Source organism: Neorhodopirellula pilleata (assembly GCF_007859915.1).
GTDB lineage: Bacteria > Planctomycetota > Planctomycetia > Pirellulales > Pirellulaceae > Rhodopirellula > Rhodopirellula pilleata.
Genome location: NZ_SJPM01000002.1, coordinates 845738 through 862547 on the forward strand (window position 1 = coordinate 845738; position 16810 = coordinate 862547).

Here is a 16810-nt window from a genome sequence, read left to right on the forward strand (position 1 = left end):
GATCAGCACATTGGATCGAATAGCGTTGATTTCGTACCCCAGACTATTCGTCGGAAATGCGATCACTTGCAGGAGATTCGGGGAGGATCTCGACTTCCTTATTGGAATCTCGAACACGAATCCAGTGGTCATGAAAACCGATGTCGCCCACAAATTTGACTCGCGGCATGTGGCACTCGATACAACGTTCGGTGGGAGACTGTGGACAAGCGATGTGGTCGGATTCGGCCTGTCGATGACAATCCAAACAGACGCTCTCGTATTGCTGCGTCGTTCGTGCTGTTGACGTTTCGTGTGGGTTATGGCAAGTGGTACAACGCAGATCTTTCGATTTCAAAAAACATTCGCTCCGAAGCAAGCCGACCGGTTGAAAGCGGGGCATTACGTTGGCGTACTCACGCAATGCCAGGGGCGAAAAGTCTTGTGGCATCCGGTGACACTCACCGCAAAGAGAGATTTCGTCGTTAATGGTCCAATCATCGCGACCGACCGAAAAAGCTGCTGGACGGACCGGGTTGTCACGAGCCTGGCGAACGTGCTCGCTGCCTGGGCCGTGACATCGTTCACAGTTCACGTTGGGGCGAAGATTTCCGAGGCTCAAACGGTCTTCATGAAACTCAAAGGTTGTCGTGTGACAACCAATGCACTCACTGATTTCTTGGCTCGTCTTCTTGAAACCGAAAACTTCCGCGGAAAATTCCGGCGGAGCATCGTGTTGCCCAGGGGTCGGCCCAAGACAGTCGTTAGACGAAAACCAAGTCGCTCGATGCTCCATCCCGACCGTCTTCCCGTCTTCGTCCGCGACGAGCGTCACGAGCGTGATTGCGTTGTGGCCGGACCCGAAGGCGTACTCCAAGGGAAACGCACGTTCGGAATACTCGCCTGATGTGACGGACAGTCCGTCGGGCTCCAGGAGGTAACGGTACGTTCCGAAAGATTCTCCGGCGTCATACGCCTCGTCGATGAAGTGCTCTGCCACAATCGGCTCAGAAGCGGGACGCAATGTGGTGGCATGACCACTGGCGGCATGAAGGTGAAAATTTGACTGGTGACATTCCGCGCAAACCTGCTTGCCAACAAAGGTCGGAGCCTGTTCGGCTTGAGCGTCAACGATGCGCGGCGACGACTCCATCGCGCGCCGGGGCCTTGCCAGCGTGAAGACCACGACGAATACCACGACGGCCAGAAGCAATGTCGCCAATGCGATAAGCGTTCGTCGCACAGTCTCACTATCGAATAGGACGGACAACAAGCAAGCATTCAACCTTGTTTCAGCCTAGTGCCGGAATAGGCTACTTGCAAGCGGGCTTTTCGTCATTCATTCTAACGCTAGTTCTTCACCTCAACGACGTAGGAGTTTCCCTTATGAATTTGGTCAGAAGCGTTTTATTTGTTTGTGGTTTGATGTCGCTTGGCGTTTTTTGCAGTGGCTGTGGCGGGTCATCCGAAGTGACCGTAACGGAACCACCAGTTGCACCAGCGTCAGTTTATCCCGAAGGCGTTGATCCGGCACAGTATGAGAAAGAAATGAAAGAGGCCGGACTCTAGATCCAACGCCTGAAACTTCGGCCAAACTCGCCAAATTTTGCCGAGAGCGAATAACCGGCGCACCGACTGGTACTTATGACTCAAACCCGAGAGGGTAGTGCTTCGTCAAAATCTAATTTTAGGGTGAGCCGAACGCGCTAGCGGCGTGTTGATTTAATCGTAACCCGAAGCGTGAGCGAGGGATTGATCACCATTAAGTCCTTTGTATGTATCCCTCGCTTACGCTTCGGGTTTCGATGAGGACTAAATCAACAGCGCGCTAGCGTCGGGCGTTGAGCAATGCCCGCGGCTAGCGGGCTGTTGATTTAATCGTTTAACGGCAAGCCGCAGGCGACAGAGCTTGAGAACGCAGACGCCTGCGGCTTGCCGTTAAACGAAAACGCCCAATCGTGCACTAAATCAACAGCCCGCTAGCGCCGTCGGCTCACTTCACTAACCCAAATTTTAGGGTTTGACGAAGCAGTATCAGAGTCCGCGAGGTTAGAACGCCCCCACGGCCTGCGCCCTCAACGTCTTGAAGCACCCAGCGTCGATACTTCATGAGTGAATCATCGAGGATGGCAATCCTTGAACTGATATTCGACGAGATGTCATGCCTCGGGCGGAGTTTCGGGACCCGGGCCTTGTCGGCGGTCTTGAAGTTGTTTGACGGCGCCTTTGAGCGACTCGAGCAGTCGCGGTACTTGGCCCGACGCTAAAAACACCCGAGCGCTGACGGCCGATTGGGGAAAGAAGCTCGTCAAGAAATCCAAACCAAATTCCGTCGCGCCGTGCCCGATCATCACGCCGTTGGCGTACACGCCACTGAGCACGTCGTCGGGCAGTTTCAAATCGTCGTAGATTTCCTGAGGGCTAGGACGACGCGCGTCGGGGTTCGGGTTGGCCGGCGGCGGGGGCGGGTCGCCGAAACGGCTGCGGTAAATGTCGAGGTTCTTTTGCAATGCTTCGACGAATTGGGGCATGACCGCGTGCGGGATCACAACCCGGGTGGCCACCCGGTGCGGTCGCCCGATCGTTTGCAAAAAGTCGACGATAAACTCGGTCGGGCCCGTCATCACGATCGCGCCTGTGCTGAAGCTTCCGCCGGCGACGCTGTCGGGCACTCGTGCCCTGAGTGCCGGGTTCTCCGGCTGAGGCGGATTCTCGCCGAATTCGGGTTTTCCAGGTTCGTCAGGCGAGGGAGGATCGGGATTCATGGCAGAGCCGGGCTGAAGCAAGAATGAACGAACGTGTGGTGCCGAATGAATGTGCGGCATCGTTATAAGATTAACCGACCGAACCGATGACTTCGAGGAGACTGGCGGCTTTGATCCACGTTTCTTCGGTTTCGTGTTTCGGATCGCTCTTGGCCGTGATCCCGCCGCCGACGGGAAATTCCCAGATTGCCTCGCGAGCCTCGGGGTCGCCACTGGGTCGATGCGTGATCGTGCGGATCAGAATATTGAAATCGGCCGCACCGCTGAGACTGACATAACCCATTGAGCCACAATACGCCCCTCGCGGACGCCGTTCCAACTCGGCAATCGTCCTCATCGCTTCGACTTTCGGAGCGCCCGTGATGCTGCCGCCGGGAAAACATGCCGCCAACAAATCCGACACGTCGCAGTCGGGACGCAAACGCCCGTAGACGGTGGATACCAAATGCTGAACTCGTTGGTACATCTCCAATTCGCACAAACCGGTCACCTGGACGCTGTCGTCGATGCAAACCCGCGACAAATCGTTTCGCATTAAGTCGACGATCATCACGTTCTCCGCGCGATCCTTTTCACTGGCGAGCAACGTTTCTCCCAGTCGTGCGTCTTCGGCGTCATCACCGCACCGCCGCACCGTGCCTTTGATCGGCCGCGTAACGACTTCGCTGATTCCGTTCCCGCCCAATCGAACTTGCAAGAAACCTTCCGGCGACGAGCTGACGATTTGATAATCACCGGCGTCGAAAAAGCCGGCGTAAGGCGCCGGGTTGATGGTGCGCAACCGACGATACAACTCCGCCGCCGAGCACATCGCCGGATGCGTCAACGTTTGTGCCAAGTTGACCTGGAAAGAATCACCGCGACAAATCCTAGCGATGATTTCGGCTACACCGGCTGAAAATGATTCGTCAGTGAAATTGCTCGACAGGCTTGGCAGTGATTCCTTGGTCGTCTTAATCGCGGAGATCGGAGGCACCGTCGATGCACTTGCTGTTTCGATCCAATCCATCACGCCGTCGGCCCGCCGTCGGGCTCGATCGGCATCGGTTTCGAAAAGCTCGTTCAGCCCCGTGCTGATCAACCACGCATTGCACTGGAGATGATCGATCGCGATCGTCCAGTCGTAAACGCCGATCGCCATGCCCGGCACGACCACCGGGGACGGTTGGTTCAGCGGTGTCTTCAACCACGACTCGTCGCGGAGGCTCGGTTCGAGCCACCAGGACGCTTCGTAGGCCAACAAACCGACAACACCGCCCCAAAACGGTGGGAGGCCACCATTGCCGTAGTCCGAAACAACCGAACCTGAAACCTGAGAGAGAGAAGCACGAGCGTTCTGCAATCCGCGACACCATTGCTTAAGTACCGGCCACGGATCCGGTGATGACAGCGACGCGTTGCAAAACGCCACCGGGTCGGCGGTCAGAAACGAATACCGACCGCGATCAAATGCATGGTCGGATGCCGAATCCAACCACACACAGTGCGGCAACGTTTGCAAACGCATGAACACGTCATCCCAAACCTGGGCGTATCCCAATGGTCGGATGACCGGCGGAAGACGGGAAGTTTCCAACGCGATTGCCGTCAATTCATTTCTAGATGGGGTTACTCGGGTGGGTTGTTTTTGAAGTCACCTGCCAAAGCAGTCACCAGTCCGTCCGGATCGATGTACTTGCGGATCGCCGAATTGACGTCTTCGATCGTCGCGTTTTGAATTTGTTCTTCATGCTCGGCGACCGCTTTCATCGTGCGGCCCAAGAACATCGATTGCAACAACAACGAATTGAGCGACGGGTCACCGGTGCGGGCAATCCGTTCGGCTTGCAAATACGACTGTTTCGCCTTTTCCAACTCATCCGCCGTGACGCCATCTTTGATTAAACGATCGACTTCTTCACGAATCACCTTCATCAGCTTGTCTTTGTTGGCCGGGTTGGTGATTGCGTACAACGTCATGTCCACGCGATCATCCTTGGGCCGCGCACTCAATCCGCTGCGGACGCCGTACGACAAGCCTTCCTGTTGGCGAACGCGGTCGGCCAATCGACTGCTCAGCGACCCGCCACCGAGGATGAAGTTCCCCAACACCAAGGCGGCGTACTCCGGATCCATGTCGGACAACGCGTATTGTTGAGAACTGTACAACAACGCGTTGGACTTATCGGCCGTTTCAATCAGTTCCGTCGCACCGGGGATTTCAGGATGGGCTGGACGGTCGATACGGACGTAAGGCTGACTTGTCGTCCAACCTTCGAGTTCCGATTTGACGGCCGCCAAAACCGCATCAGGTGCGAAGTTCCCGACGACGGCGAGTTCGCCGGCTTGGTTGCCCAAATATTCCGCGTGCAGATTGCGGATTTGATCGATCGTCGCTTCCTCGTACATCGCGATCTCTTCATCGATCGACATCACGTAGCGGATGTCATCTTTCGGGTACGGCGACAATAACTCACGAACGCGACGGGGTGCCAGCGCATTCGGTTCGGTCTTGCTCTTTTGCAAGCCTGTCACGGTTTGCCGGCGAATGACTTCAAGTTCGGTCTCGTCCAAACGCGGCGACTTGATGACTTCGCCGATCAGTTCGATCACCTCGGCAAGGTTTTCCTGCTTCGTTTTCACTTGGACTTGAAGCAGCCCCATCAACGTGTAGATCGACACATCGGCTTTCAACCGCGTGTACTCGTCTTGGAGTTGTTGGTAATTTAGCCGCGTGGTTCCTCGTGCCATTAACAGCCCGAGCAACTCAACAGCGCCCATTTTGTCTTTGAGCGATTCGGGCGTTCCGAAACGGATCGTCAGCATCAACGAGACCGAATCACCGCGAGTCTTTTTCGGAAGCAGGGCGTATTCGATCCCGCCGACCAATTGGCCTCGGATAACACGTTCTTCGATCGCGATCGGATCGGGGTCGAACCGCTCGCCCGCCGTAACCGCTTCGCGGCCCTTGTAGTCACGCAGCAGTGCGTTCAGATCGGGCGAATCGGGGATCGTCACGCGATCGGATTCTTCGCTGGGGATGAACAACCCGACGGTGCGGTTATTGCGGAGCAAGTATTTCTTGGCAACTTCGCGAACCTGTTCGACGGTCAAGGCTTCGACGGCGTCGCGGTACAAAAAGTACAACCGCCAATCGCCTTGGGCGGCCCAATCACTCAACGTTACTGCGATGCGATCGGTGTCGGCGGAGGCCAGTTCGCGCTGCTTGAGGATCTGTGCCTTGGCCCGTTCGACTTCGGCTTCAGTGATCGGGTTGTTTTCCCAATCGTCCTCCAGAATTTCGATCAGCTTCGCCCGCGCCACTTCAAGTGATTGATCCGTCGGCACTTCGGCAATCGCCATCAACAGTCCCGGCTCGCGGAATCCGAACGCCATCGCGAACACGGTGCTGGCAATTTCGGTTTCGACCATTTGGTTATAAAGCCGGCCGCTCGGTTCATCGCTGAGAATATTGACAAGAGCCTTGATCGCGGGGTAATCCGGGTGGCTACCTGAAGGTATATGATAAGCCGCCCCGGCGACTTGGATGTCGCCGACGCGTCGCAGCACCACAGTGCGTTCGCCATCTTTAGCAGGTTCAACGGTGTACGTTTCGTCGATCGGGGTTTCGGGAACGGGCAGCGAACCGAACGCGTTTTGAATGGTTTGCAAGGCGTGTTCAGGATCGAATTTCCCCGCAACGATGACCATCACGTTGTCGGGACGATAAAACTTGCGATAAAACTGCCGTAGTTTGACGACCGGCACTCGTTCGATGTCGCTGCGATTGCCGATCGTCGACTTGCCGTAGTTGTGCCAATCGAAGGCAGCCGACTCGATGCGTTGCATCAGGACGCGAGTCGGTGAGTTTTCGCCCCGCTCGAACTCGTTGCGGACGACCGTCATTTCGCTGGCGAGGTCTTCGCCTTTGATGAAACTATTGACCAACCGATCGGCTTCCAGATTGACGGCGAATTCCAAATTTTCGTTGCTCGCAGGCAGCGTTTCGTAGTAGTTGGTTCGGTCCATCCAAGTCGTGCCGTTGAACCGCGCCCCACGTTCGGTCAAGACCTTCGGAACGGCCGGATGGGTCGGCGTGCCTTTGAATAACATGTGTTCGAGCAGGTGAGCCATCCCGGCTTCGCCATAGCCTTCGTGCCGCGAGCCGACGAAGACGGTCATGTTGACGGTCACGACCTCCTTGCTTTCATCAGGAAGCAACAGGACTTGGACGCCGTTTTCGAGCATGTATTCCGAAATGCCTTCGACGCTGCGGATCAACTCGGGCAATTCTTCGGTCACGGGGGCTTCCTGGGTGGTGGGGGCGGGTTGACCGTCGGTCGTGTTGTCGGTCGCGGCAGTTTCATCGGCGGCGCAGCGGCTCGTCGCCACTCCAGGAGTCAGAAAACAAGCGACTGCGGGCATCGCGAGTGCCGACAAGAGCACGCCGACCGATAACCGCTGGCCGACGTGTGGGTTCAGGCCGAATGGTGGCGAGAAGCGAGAGCGCACTGGTTTCATGAGTTCCAATTCCGTTGGTTCGATCCAGGAGACGACGATAAGGAAGCTTATCCGTATGTCAAAGCCTAACGGATCTGCCGACGGGGTGAAGTAGGCTGGGTCGAAGCCGCTTCGGCGGAGACCCGGCAACACAAGCCTCGCCGAAAAACGTAAACTTAAACCTCAACTTAAACTTAAACTCGTCTTTTCTTGGTTCGCGATTCTGGCATTGCTCGCCAGCGGTGCTCGCTTCGGGAGCGGAAGTTTAGGTTTACGTTGAAGTTGAGGTTTAAGTTTGAGCCTACAGCCAATTGCCGGGTGTTCGTCGCAAAGCCTCCTCCACCCAGCCTACGAAATCCGCGATCGATGGGTCAGAAGCAGGCTGGGTCGAAGCCGCTTCGGCGGAGACCCGGCAACACAAGCCTCGCCGAAAAACCTAAACTTAAACCTCAACTTAAACTTAAACTCGTCTTTTCTTGCGTCGCGGATCTGGCGTTGCTCGCAAGCGCTGCTCGCGTCGGGAGGGGAAGTTTAGGTTTACGTTTAAGTTGAGGTTTAAGCTTGAGCCAACTGCCAACTGCCAACTGCCGGGTGTTCGTCGCAAAGCCTCCTCCACCCAGCCTACGAAATCCGCGATCGATGGGTCAGAAGTAGGCTGGGTCGAAGCCGCTTCGGCGGAGACCCGGCAACACGAAGCTCGCCGAAAAACCTAAACTTAAACCTCAACTTAAACTTAAACTCGTCTTTTCTTGGTTCGCGGATCTGGCGTTGCTCGCAAGCGCTGCTCGCGTCGGGAGCGGAAGTTTAGGTTTACGTTTAAGTTGAGGTTTAAGTTTGAGCCAACTGCCAACTGCCAATTGCCGGGTGTTCGTCGCAAAGCCGCCTTCACCCAGCCTACGAAATCCGCGATCGATGGGTCAGAAGTAGGCTGGGTCGAAGCCGCTTCGGCGGAGACCCGGCAACACGAGCCTCGCCGAAAAACGTAAACTTAAACCTCAACTTAAACTTAAACTCGTTTTTTTGGGGTCGCGGTTCTGGGGTTGCTCACAAGCGCTGCTCGCGTCGGGAGCGGAAGTTTAGGTTTACGTTTAAGTTGAGGTTTAAGCTTGAGCCAACTGCCAACTGCCTACAGCCAATTGCCGGGTGTTCGTCGCAGAGCCTACTCCACCCAGCCTACGGATACGAAGTCCGTGGTGGATGGGGTCAATACCGCGTCGAACCGAATGGGATCGGGGTGGCGATTTGCGTTCCGCCTGCGTTGAGTCGGGCGTCGTTGGCGGCGTTGAGTTGACGGCTTAACGCGGCGACTCGTTCGGTGGCCATCGGGCCGTTGGGACCTAACGCTCCACCGCCGACGGCCAACGCCCTTTGGTAATTTTGCAACGCCTGCACCGGGTCACCTCCGGTTTCTCGCAACCGAGCCAGTGCCAACCAAGCACGTGGATTGTTGGCATCCTGTTGCACGGCGTCTTCGAGATATTTCAATGCCGTCTCAGGCTCGCCGTGTTCTTCGTAGAGACGAGCTAGTTCGATACGCGGCTCGCTCGAAGTCGGGTTCTGTGCCGCCCAGTTCTTCATCAACGTGAACGCCCGATCCGGTCGGCCGGAGTCGACCAACAACACCGCCAATCCACGGTGACAGTCGATGTGATTGGGATCATGATCCAAGCACTGGTTGTAAAGTGCTTCGCTTTGGCGGATCAGATTCGGGTCTTGTCGCTGATTGCCCAATCGATGGGTGGTGGCCGCCAAGTTGTAGTAGCCATCGGGGTCTTGGGGGTTGGACGCAATCGCTTTTTGGAACTGCTCCATCGCCGCCGTGTATTGGCCTTGGTTGTATAGCGCCGCCCCTTGTGTGTTTTGACTGCCGGCCGCCCAGTGGCAACCCGACAACGTCGCGACCACCATTCCGATCAACAGCGAAGTGATTAGCACCATCCATGTGAACAGGGGACGCTGAAGCCCGAGCGCAGACCGATCCGATGGCGAAACAGGGGATGGTTGCGTGACCGCCACAAAATCTTCCGGATGGACGACAGTGAGTCTCGCCCGGGCGGTTTCTTGCTCGGATTGACGATCCGGTGGCGAAAGCGGTGCCGTCTGGCGGTAGGCGTGAGCTGGCATGAGTGCGTACGGGCTTGCGGAAGAGAGGCGAGTCGGTTGTTCCTACAATTTTTTCTTGGCTAAATGCAAGAGGTTTCCTCAAGCCGTATCCGAAAAGGGGTCTGACCCTCTCCGGTGACACCAGAAAAGCAACGAATAGCGGCTCGCCTCCAAAGGGCCAGCTCCCTTTTCGGAGATGGCTTCAGGTTGCCGTTGATCACCAAACCAAAGTTGCGACGCAGCCTGCCAATGCTGGCTCAATACTCACACTTCCGCCGTGCAGTTCCATGATTCGCTGGGCTCGACACAGTCCCAACCCCAGGCCGCGGCCGGCTTCTCGGCCACTGTAGTATGGGTCGAAAGCTCTGGCGGCTTGCTCAGGTGTCAGGCCCGGGCCGCTGTCGCAAACTCGAATACGGCACCCGTTGTTTGTATTATTATTTCGGTGTTCACTTCTCGTGACGCGTACCTGCACGACGCCGTCGATACCGATCGCTTCGATCGCGTTGCGGACAAGCACGGCAACGGCTTCGCCGATCATTTCAACATCACCATGAACGGGTTGAGCTTCCTCGTCGGAGTCGAAGAGAACGCTGGTCGCAATCGAGCAACGCTGTGCCTCGTCGGTGAATCCACTGAGCGTTCGGTTCAAGCAATCTTTCAAATCAAATGACTGCCACTTCGGTTCGGGAGGGTTCGCGTAGAACATCAAATCCGCGATCATCGCATGGGCACGGGAAGTTTGATCGACGATTCGCAATAACGATTGACGCTGTGAGGGCTCGTCGATCACCCGTGCGAGCGATTGGGCGCGCGTCGAGATATTCGCCAGCGGGTTGTTGATCTCGTGGCTCAAGCCGTAAGCAAGTGAATGAGCGAGTTCACTTTTAATCCGGTCGACCGAAGCGGACGCGTAAGAGGCAAGCCGTTCGTTGGGTTCACATCGATCGATCAAGCGAGCGATCACCTCGTGAGCCGAACGCGATGCCTCGGGCTGATCATCGGACGACATCAACCGCACCTTCGAAAAGTCCCCTTCAGGTCGGTGACCGCCCGCTTCGGCCCACCACGATTCCGCTTGCCCCGGCCACCGCGACAACGGAAGTGTTTGGAAGTAATGATCGAGCCGATCAAAGCCCGTGAAGGTAGAATCGGTCGCGTGGGTGCTTGGGCAAGCCAACCAATCAGTCGTTCGCCATAGCGTGCTGCCCTGACGACACCAAAAGTCAGCTAGATCAAAAAGCGTCAGCGGATGGGACAGTTGGGCTCGCGTGAAATCACATGCGGCAAATTGATGAGCGAGGGTTGCCAATACCAACGCCGGGTCGACACACATTGCCGACACCAACCGGCGTAGTGCCGGCGTCGCTCGACTGCTTGGATCGTGGTCGTTCCTTAAGTTGCGGTCGTCTGCAGTGGTCACGCATCTTTGCGAGAGGGTGTCGCATAACGCCGCCAATGACGACGTTTTTAAAGGCAACCAAACGCGTTCGTTTCCGCACGCGATGGGAGGCAACCATCCGGAGTAGACGGACCGGCTCACGCTCAGCCGACCACGCCGCGTTCCATTTCGAGCAATGAATAGGCTCTCCCGACGAGATCGTCGATCGAGAAAGGCTTTTGCATGAAATCGTTCGCGCCGGCGGCCATCAATCCTTCGACCTTGGAGTGTTCGACCATCCCAGAGATGCACAGAATCTTGACCGTGTCCATCGATGGATCACTGCGGACACGTTGGCAAACTTCTTTCCCGTTGATGTCCGGTAGCATGACGTCCAGAACGACTAAGTCAGGCCGAAATTCCTTGACGCCCATGCCGGCGTCGAAGCCGTTGTTGGCGGTGCGAATTTCGAAATGCCCGTCGCGCTGAAACCCGTCCTGCATGAGATCGACCAAGTCTTGGTCGTCGTCGACGATCAGTAGCTTCTTTTTGCCGCTCTCCAGAGCGTCCGTAGGAATACCGTTGTCCTTCATGAACAAAAACAATTGTTCACGAGGAATGCGTCGGAATTTGCTGCCGGGGACTCGGAATCCCTTGAGCGACCCGTTGTCGAAACAACGAATGATGGTCTGTTGGCTCACCTTGCAAATTTTTGCGGCTTCGCCAGTTGTAAAAACAGTTTTAGTGGTCATGGCCGGAACCATCCTCCCTGTGGGGTAGTACCATTACCGAAAAAAGTGAAGGCAAATTCAACCCACCTTCACTGCGTCACTTCGTTTAGCAAAACCTCGGGGGCAATGCACTAGCACTTAGCCGTTGCGTAACCCGCATGGCACGCGTCTCGCGTGACCGTTGCAAGTATCCCTAGTTCCCTGGATTGCCAAACTTTCGGTATCTTAGCGATTTGGTAAGCTGGGTCAAGATTGATCTGCAAAGACGTTCTCGAAAGGAAACTATTGGAAAAGACGGTGCGTAACGATACAATGAGTGTCCCTCCTGAGGCCGAGCCAGTTTCATTCCCCCGCCCCGCGCTCGCCTCTCCACCCCGCCTTGATACGATTGCTGAACGGTCCACCATGAATTTGAGGTCACCGATCACGGACGCGCCCGAACGCTTGCTTGGCAACGCGCGGCGCTCACGTGGTGGCGACTTTCAGTCGCCAGTTCTTGAAACGTCGACTGAAAGTCGACGCCACGTTTGGATGTGGCAACTATTAGTGGTTGTTTGTCTGATTGGGTCTGGTTTCTTTGGTGGCAGCGCAAGCGGAGCCGAACAGCCGACCGCCGAGACGCTGGTCGCCAAAGGTGGCGAGATATTTAAGTCGCAGTGCGCCGCTTGTCATGGCGAGACCGGCCAAGGCACCGAAGACAGCTATCCCGACCCTTTGACCGGCGATTCCTCGATCGGTGAACTGACCGAAATCATCGCTGATACGATGCCGGAGGAAGATCCGGAAAAGTGCGTCGGTGAAGACGCCGCCGCCGTGGCTGCCTACATCCACCATGCCTTTTACAGCGAAGCCGCACAGCTTCGAAATCGGCCACCGCGTCAAGCATTGCAGCGTTTAACCGGCACGCAACTCCATAACAGCCTAATGAACCTGTATTCGCATTTCCACGGCGTAAAAGAAGACCGCTGGAAAGATCGTGTCACTGAACATGGCGTTAAAGTCAGCTACTACGACGGCAAAGGCTGGAAAAAAGAGGATCGTAAGTTCGAAGGAAACGTCGACCAAATCGATTTCGATTACAAGCTCGACGGACCGAAACATCCCGACGGTTCGGACCTCGGCATCGATGGAGAACAATTCCACGCTCATTTCGAAGGTGGATTGCGGGTCGAACAAACCGGTCGCTACGAAATCATCGTTCGCAGCACCACATCGTTCGAGTTCACGTTCGGAAGCTGGCGGAACAAACTGATCGACAACCATGTCCAGTCCGAAGGACGCAATGAGTTTCGGCGCACGATTTGGTTAACCGGAGGCCGCAGCTATCCCTTCAAGCTGGATCTGAACCAACGCAAACGCAAAGGCGAGACACCTCCGTCGAGCGTCTCGCTGTCGTGGGTTCGTCCCGGCGGCGTTGAAGAGATCATTCCGGCCTCGCAATTGATGCCGGGCTGGGTGCCTTCGGCGGCCCGCGTCCAAACCAAGATGCCGCCGGACGATCGCTCGTACGGATTCGAACGCGGGATCAGCGTTGACGCAGGTTGGGACGAGGCGGTGACTGCGGCGGCATTGGAATTCGCCGACTTGGCCATCAATGAACTGTGGCCGGATCACCTCGATCGCAACAAAAAGGATGATCGCCCGCGTCCGGAAAAGTTGCGAGACTTATTGACGACGCTCATCAGCGTGGCGCACCGAGGCGATGCCGAAACGGTCGGTGCGAAGTCACTGCTCGATGCGATCATGGCGGAAACGCAAGACGAGATCGAGATCATCAAGTATGCGGTGCTGTTGACGGTCAAGTCACCGCGATTCCTTTACCCGACGCTCGACGAGGATCGCAATCGGTCTTGGCAAGTCGGCACGCTGTTGTCATTGACACTTCATGACGCGGTGCCAAGCGATGGCTGGTTCGTCAACGACTTGAACGCGAATAAACTGAATGATCCCAAGGTGATTCGGCAAGTCGCGACTCGGTACGTCGATGACGCCCGCACACGGGCAAAACTTCGCGAGATGTTTTATCATTGGTTAGAGATGTCGCCCGAAGACGATCTTCGAAAAGACGACGAAAAATTCCCTGGCTTTGACGCGACAATCCTGAGTGATTTGCGAAAATCGCTCGACGGGTTTCTTGATGAGATCGTTTGGAGCGAAACAAGTGATTTCCGCCAGTTGCTGTATTCGGATTGGACATTAACCACGCCACGATTAACCGACTTCTACGGCGACGCTTGGAAGCCATCGTCGGATCAAGCCTCAGAACACGGCGACGATCCGATCGCACGTTCCGGCTTGAAGCGCACCGTCCGCAATCACCAGACCCATATCGGCGTGCTTTCGCATCCACTCGTCATGGCGAAGTTCGCCCATCATCAAGAAACGTCGCCCATTCATCGAGGCGTTTTCTTGATCCGGCACGTGATGGGCCGCACGCTCCGTCCGCCCAACGCGGCGTTCGCGCCGCTGAGCCCGGACCTGCATCCTGACCTGACGACACGTCAACGGGTGGCGTTGCAAACGAGCCCGGAGAGCTGCCAAATCTGTCACGCGAAGATCAACCCCTTAGGCTTCACGCTCGAAAACTTCGACGCGATCGGCCGATTCCGTCAAACCGATGGCAAACATCCGATTGACGCCGGCGGACACTACGACACACGCGACGATCAAAAGATTGAATTTGAAAACGCTCGCGAATTGGCCAACTACGCCGCCGGAAGTCGCGATGCCCAGTCGGCATTCGTGTCCCGCGTATTTCAATACTTTACCAAACAACCCATCGCCGCATTCGGGCTCGATCGATTGGAACAATTGACCGATCAGTTCCGCGACTCGGGATGCAACATTCGACAGTTGCTGATCGAGGTCGCGGTCATCGCGGCAGAGGGACCGTTGACCGATACCAACCAAACCTGAGTCATCATGAGCTATCACATCTCCCGTCGTCGATTCTTGCGTCAAGCCGGCATCAGTGCCGCTGCGGCAAACTTCGCTTGGAACTTACCTAGCCTCGGTTGGGGCGACAGTGCGGTCGCAAAACGCCAGCGGATGATTTTTGTCTTCAGCCCCAACGGCGTCATCCCGCAACATTTTTGGCCAGGCGAGTCGGGTAAGAAAGATCAAGCCAATGACGAGATTACAAAACTAGATTTCAAGCGAATCCTCAAACCGCTGGAACCCTTCCGCGATCAAACGTGCACCATGCACGGGTTGTGCAACCAAATCCAAGGCGACGGCGATGGCCACATGCGCGGCATCGGATGTTTGTTGACCGGCGTCGAACTGTTCCCCGGCGATATTCAAGGCGGCAGTGACACGCCGGCGGGCTGGTCGCAGGGAATCAGCATCGATCAATTCCTCAAGAACCAACTGCAAGCCAACTCCACGACCCGGACACGATTCGGTTCGCTCGAGTTCGGCGTGATGGTTCCCGACCGCGCCGATACCTGGACTCGCATGTCGTACTCGGGGCCGAACCAACCGGTCGCACCGATCGATGATCCGTACAAGATGTTTGATAAGTTGTACGGGCAAGCCAAGAATCGCGAGCTTCTCGCCAGCGTTCTGGATGACTTGACCGATGACTTTCGCAAGCTGGAATCGATGGTCAGCGCCGAGGATCGGCATCTGTTGCAACAGCACGTCGATTTGGTCCGAAAGGTCGAGCGAGACTTGAAGGTCGAGTTAGAAACTCAGGCGGATCGCATCGGACACGCGGTGCCTGAATTGCCACCCAACATCGAAGATCAAAATGACAACATGCCGGAAATCACCCGCATGCAGATCGAGATGTTGGTCAACGGCATGGCGGCTGACTTTGCTCGGGTTGCCACGTTCCAAATCACCAACAGCGTGGGCGGCGCGAAAATGCGTTGGATCGGAATCGATGAAGGCCACCACGGCCTCTCTCACGAACCCGACAGCAACGAAGACGCGTACGAGAAACTCATCAAAATCAACACTTGGTACTGCGAGCAAGTTGCGTATTTGGCCAAGCGTTTGAAAGAGACGCCGGAGCCCGGTGGGGAAGGATCGATGCTCGACCACACCACGATTGTTTGGACCAATGAGCTTGGTAAAGGCAACTCACATACCCGCGACAACATTCCTTTCGTGCTCGTTGGTGGTGGGCTCGGCATTCAAGGCGACCGAGCGTTCGATTTCGGACGGACGCCACACAACCGCTTGCTGATGACGATCGCCGAACGAATGGGCTTTCCTCAAGAGTCGTTTGGCAATCCGGATTTCTGTGGCGACGGCGTGTTGACGGGTCTGTCCTGAAACCGCCTTGACCCCTTGGTGAGCGAAACGTTAACTAGGGGCTTGTGACAGCGTAAAGTTCGAGTAGCCGAAGTCGCAAGACTTCGGTATTTGCACGAAATTCTGCTGAACTCTTGCGAGTCCAGCTACCACCAGCCACCTTCACTAACCCATTGGCGTCCCCAATATGTATCGTCTCGTCTTCTTGTCCTTCGTGATGGCATCCGCCTTCGTAATCGGATCGTCCTCGCCCGTCATTTCCGCTCCCACCGCCATGGCTTCGGAAGTCGTTAGCTATCGCTGCCCGGAGTGGAAAACCCGTCACGAGCATGATTCCAAGCAAGCCGCTCAGATCGTCGATACGCTCAAGAAACTCAAGTGTGAAGTTGAAAAGCACGAACACAACGGTCACATCGATATCAAGTATCGTTGCCCCAAATGGCTCGAGCATCAAGCCAAGACCCACGACGACGCACACAAGCTGATGGATTGGCTCAAAGCGTTGAAGTTCGAAGTCAAGCATCAACACTGATGTCGATCCCACCCGCTGTCGGCTTGGGAATTGGCGTGACGGCCGCGCTCGGTGTGGCCAGGCTAGCCGCCGGGGCCGCCACTGAATTAGCCGAAAACTCGACGGAAGCGGTGACAAATTTCGCCGAGGTTTTCGCCGCCGACGCCGGCGCAAACAAGGCAACTGAAACGGCTCACGGTCCCGACCACAAAACGGCGAACAAGTCGCTGCGGCAAGTGATCGCGGACCTGATGACTCAACTCGGGTTAACGAGTGATTCGCCGGTCGAGTTGCAAATGGACGATCAGGGCCAAATCCAAGTGACGACGCCTCGTCCCGAATCGTCTTCGCCCGCCGACGCGGCCACCCGGACGCAGCTTCAATCGGTGATCAACGGCAACGAAGAACTGCGTTCCAAATTGGCGAGCTACTTCGCTTGAGATACTGGTCTGGATCCCTCGCTCACGCATTTTGAAGTCGCACTTTTTTCGTAACCCGCTTCGTAAGCGAGGGATCATTGATACTGACTCATCCCTCGCTTACGCGTCGGGTTATGATTCAATCCACCGGCTCTCGCGCGTCGGGCTATCGAACCAGCAAT

11 protein-coding genes are annotated in these 16810 nt (G+C 56.2%); 4 read left to right on the top strand and 7 right to left on the bottom strand.

Annotation, left to right across the window (positions count from 1 at the left end; translation table 11 throughout):
* Window positions 1-43: 43 nt before the first annotated feature.
* The 7 genes from Pla100_RS08270 to Pla100_RS08300 all read right to left on the bottom strand — a co-directional run bounded on the left by Pla100_RS08270 (window position 44) and on the right by Pla100_RS08300 (window position 11459).
* On the bottom strand, window positions 44-1222 hold the full coding sequence (locus tag Pla100_RS08270) for a multiheme c-type cytochrome (protein ID WP_146577165.1): 1179 nt from the start codon (window positions 1220-1222) through the stop codon (window positions 44-46).
* A gap of 916 nt (window positions 1223-2138) precedes the next feature.
* On the bottom strand, window positions 2139-2744 hold the full coding sequence (locus Pla100_RS08275) for a DUF3467 domain-containing protein (protein WP_146577166.1): 606 nt from the start codon (window positions 2742-2744) through the stop codon (window positions 2139-2141).
* Window positions 2745-2814: 70 nt separating this feature from the next.
* Entirely contained in the window at window positions 2815-4320 is a 1506-nt protein-coding gene (locus Pla100_RS08280) for an anthranilate synthase component I family protein (RefSeq protein ID WP_231602836.1), read from the bottom strand.
* A 32-nt stretch (window positions 4321-4352) separates the two neighbouring features.
* Window positions 4353-7244, bottom strand: a complete 2892-nt coding sequence (locus tag Pla100_RS08285; protein WP_231602837.1) for a M16 family metallopeptidase — start codon at window positions 7242-7244, stop codon at window positions 4353-4355.
* A 1182-nt stretch (window positions 7245-8426) separates the two neighbouring features.
* Window positions 8427-9347, bottom strand: a complete 921-nt coding sequence (locus tag Pla100_RS08290; RefSeq protein WP_231602838.1) for a tetratricopeptide repeat protein — start codon at window positions 9345-9347, stop codon at window positions 8427-8429.
* A gap of 196 nt (window positions 9348-9543) precedes the next feature.
* Window positions 9544-10806, bottom strand: coding sequence for a sensor histidine kinase (locus tag Pla100_RS08295; RefSeq protein WP_231602839.1), 1263 nt, complete (start codon window positions 10804-10806; stop codon window positions 9544-9546).
* 65 nt (window positions 10807-10871) lie between these two features.
* Complete coding sequence (locus tag Pla100_RS08300) at window positions 10872-11459, bottom strand: response regulator (RefSeq protein ID WP_197167771.1); 588 nt, start codon at window positions 11457-11459, stop codon at window positions 10872-10874.
* A gap of 384 nt (window positions 11460-11843) precedes the next feature.
* On the opposite strand from Pla100_RS08300, the gene Pla100_RS08305 reads away from it, so the two are divergent.
* From Pla100_RS08305 to Pla100_RS08320, 4 genes are all read left to right on the top strand, one after another.
* Window positions 11844-14354 carry a DUF1588 domain-containing protein gene (locus Pla100_RS08305; RefSeq protein WP_231602840.1) on the top strand — a complete coding sequence of 837 codons (2511 nt, stop codon included), beginning with the start codon at window positions 11844-11846 and terminating at the stop codon, window positions 14352-14354.
* A 6-nt stretch (window positions 14355-14360) separates the two neighbouring features.
* Window positions 14361-15719 carry a DUF1552 domain-containing protein gene (locus tag Pla100_RS08310; protein ID WP_146577168.1) on the top strand — a complete coding sequence of 453 codons (1359 nt, stop codon included), beginning with the start codon at window positions 14361-14363 and terminating at the stop codon, window positions 15717-15719.
* A 166-nt stretch (window positions 15720-15885) separates the two neighbouring features.
* Window positions 15886-16230: a hypothetical protein gene (locus tag Pla100_RS08315; protein WP_146577169.1), complete on the top strand. Its 345-nt coding sequence runs from the start codon at window positions 15886-15888 to the stop codon at window positions 16228-16230.
* The gene (locus Pla100_RS08320) at window positions 16230-16649 is read left to right on the top strand and encodes a hypothetical protein (RefSeq protein WP_146577170.1); all 420 of its coding nucleotides are present in this window, start codon (window positions 16230-16232) and stop codon (window positions 16647-16649) included. Before Pla100_RS08315 ends, Pla100_RS08320 begins: the two co-directional genes overlap by 1 nt.
* The last annotated feature ends 161 nt before the right edge of the window (window positions 16650-16810 follow it).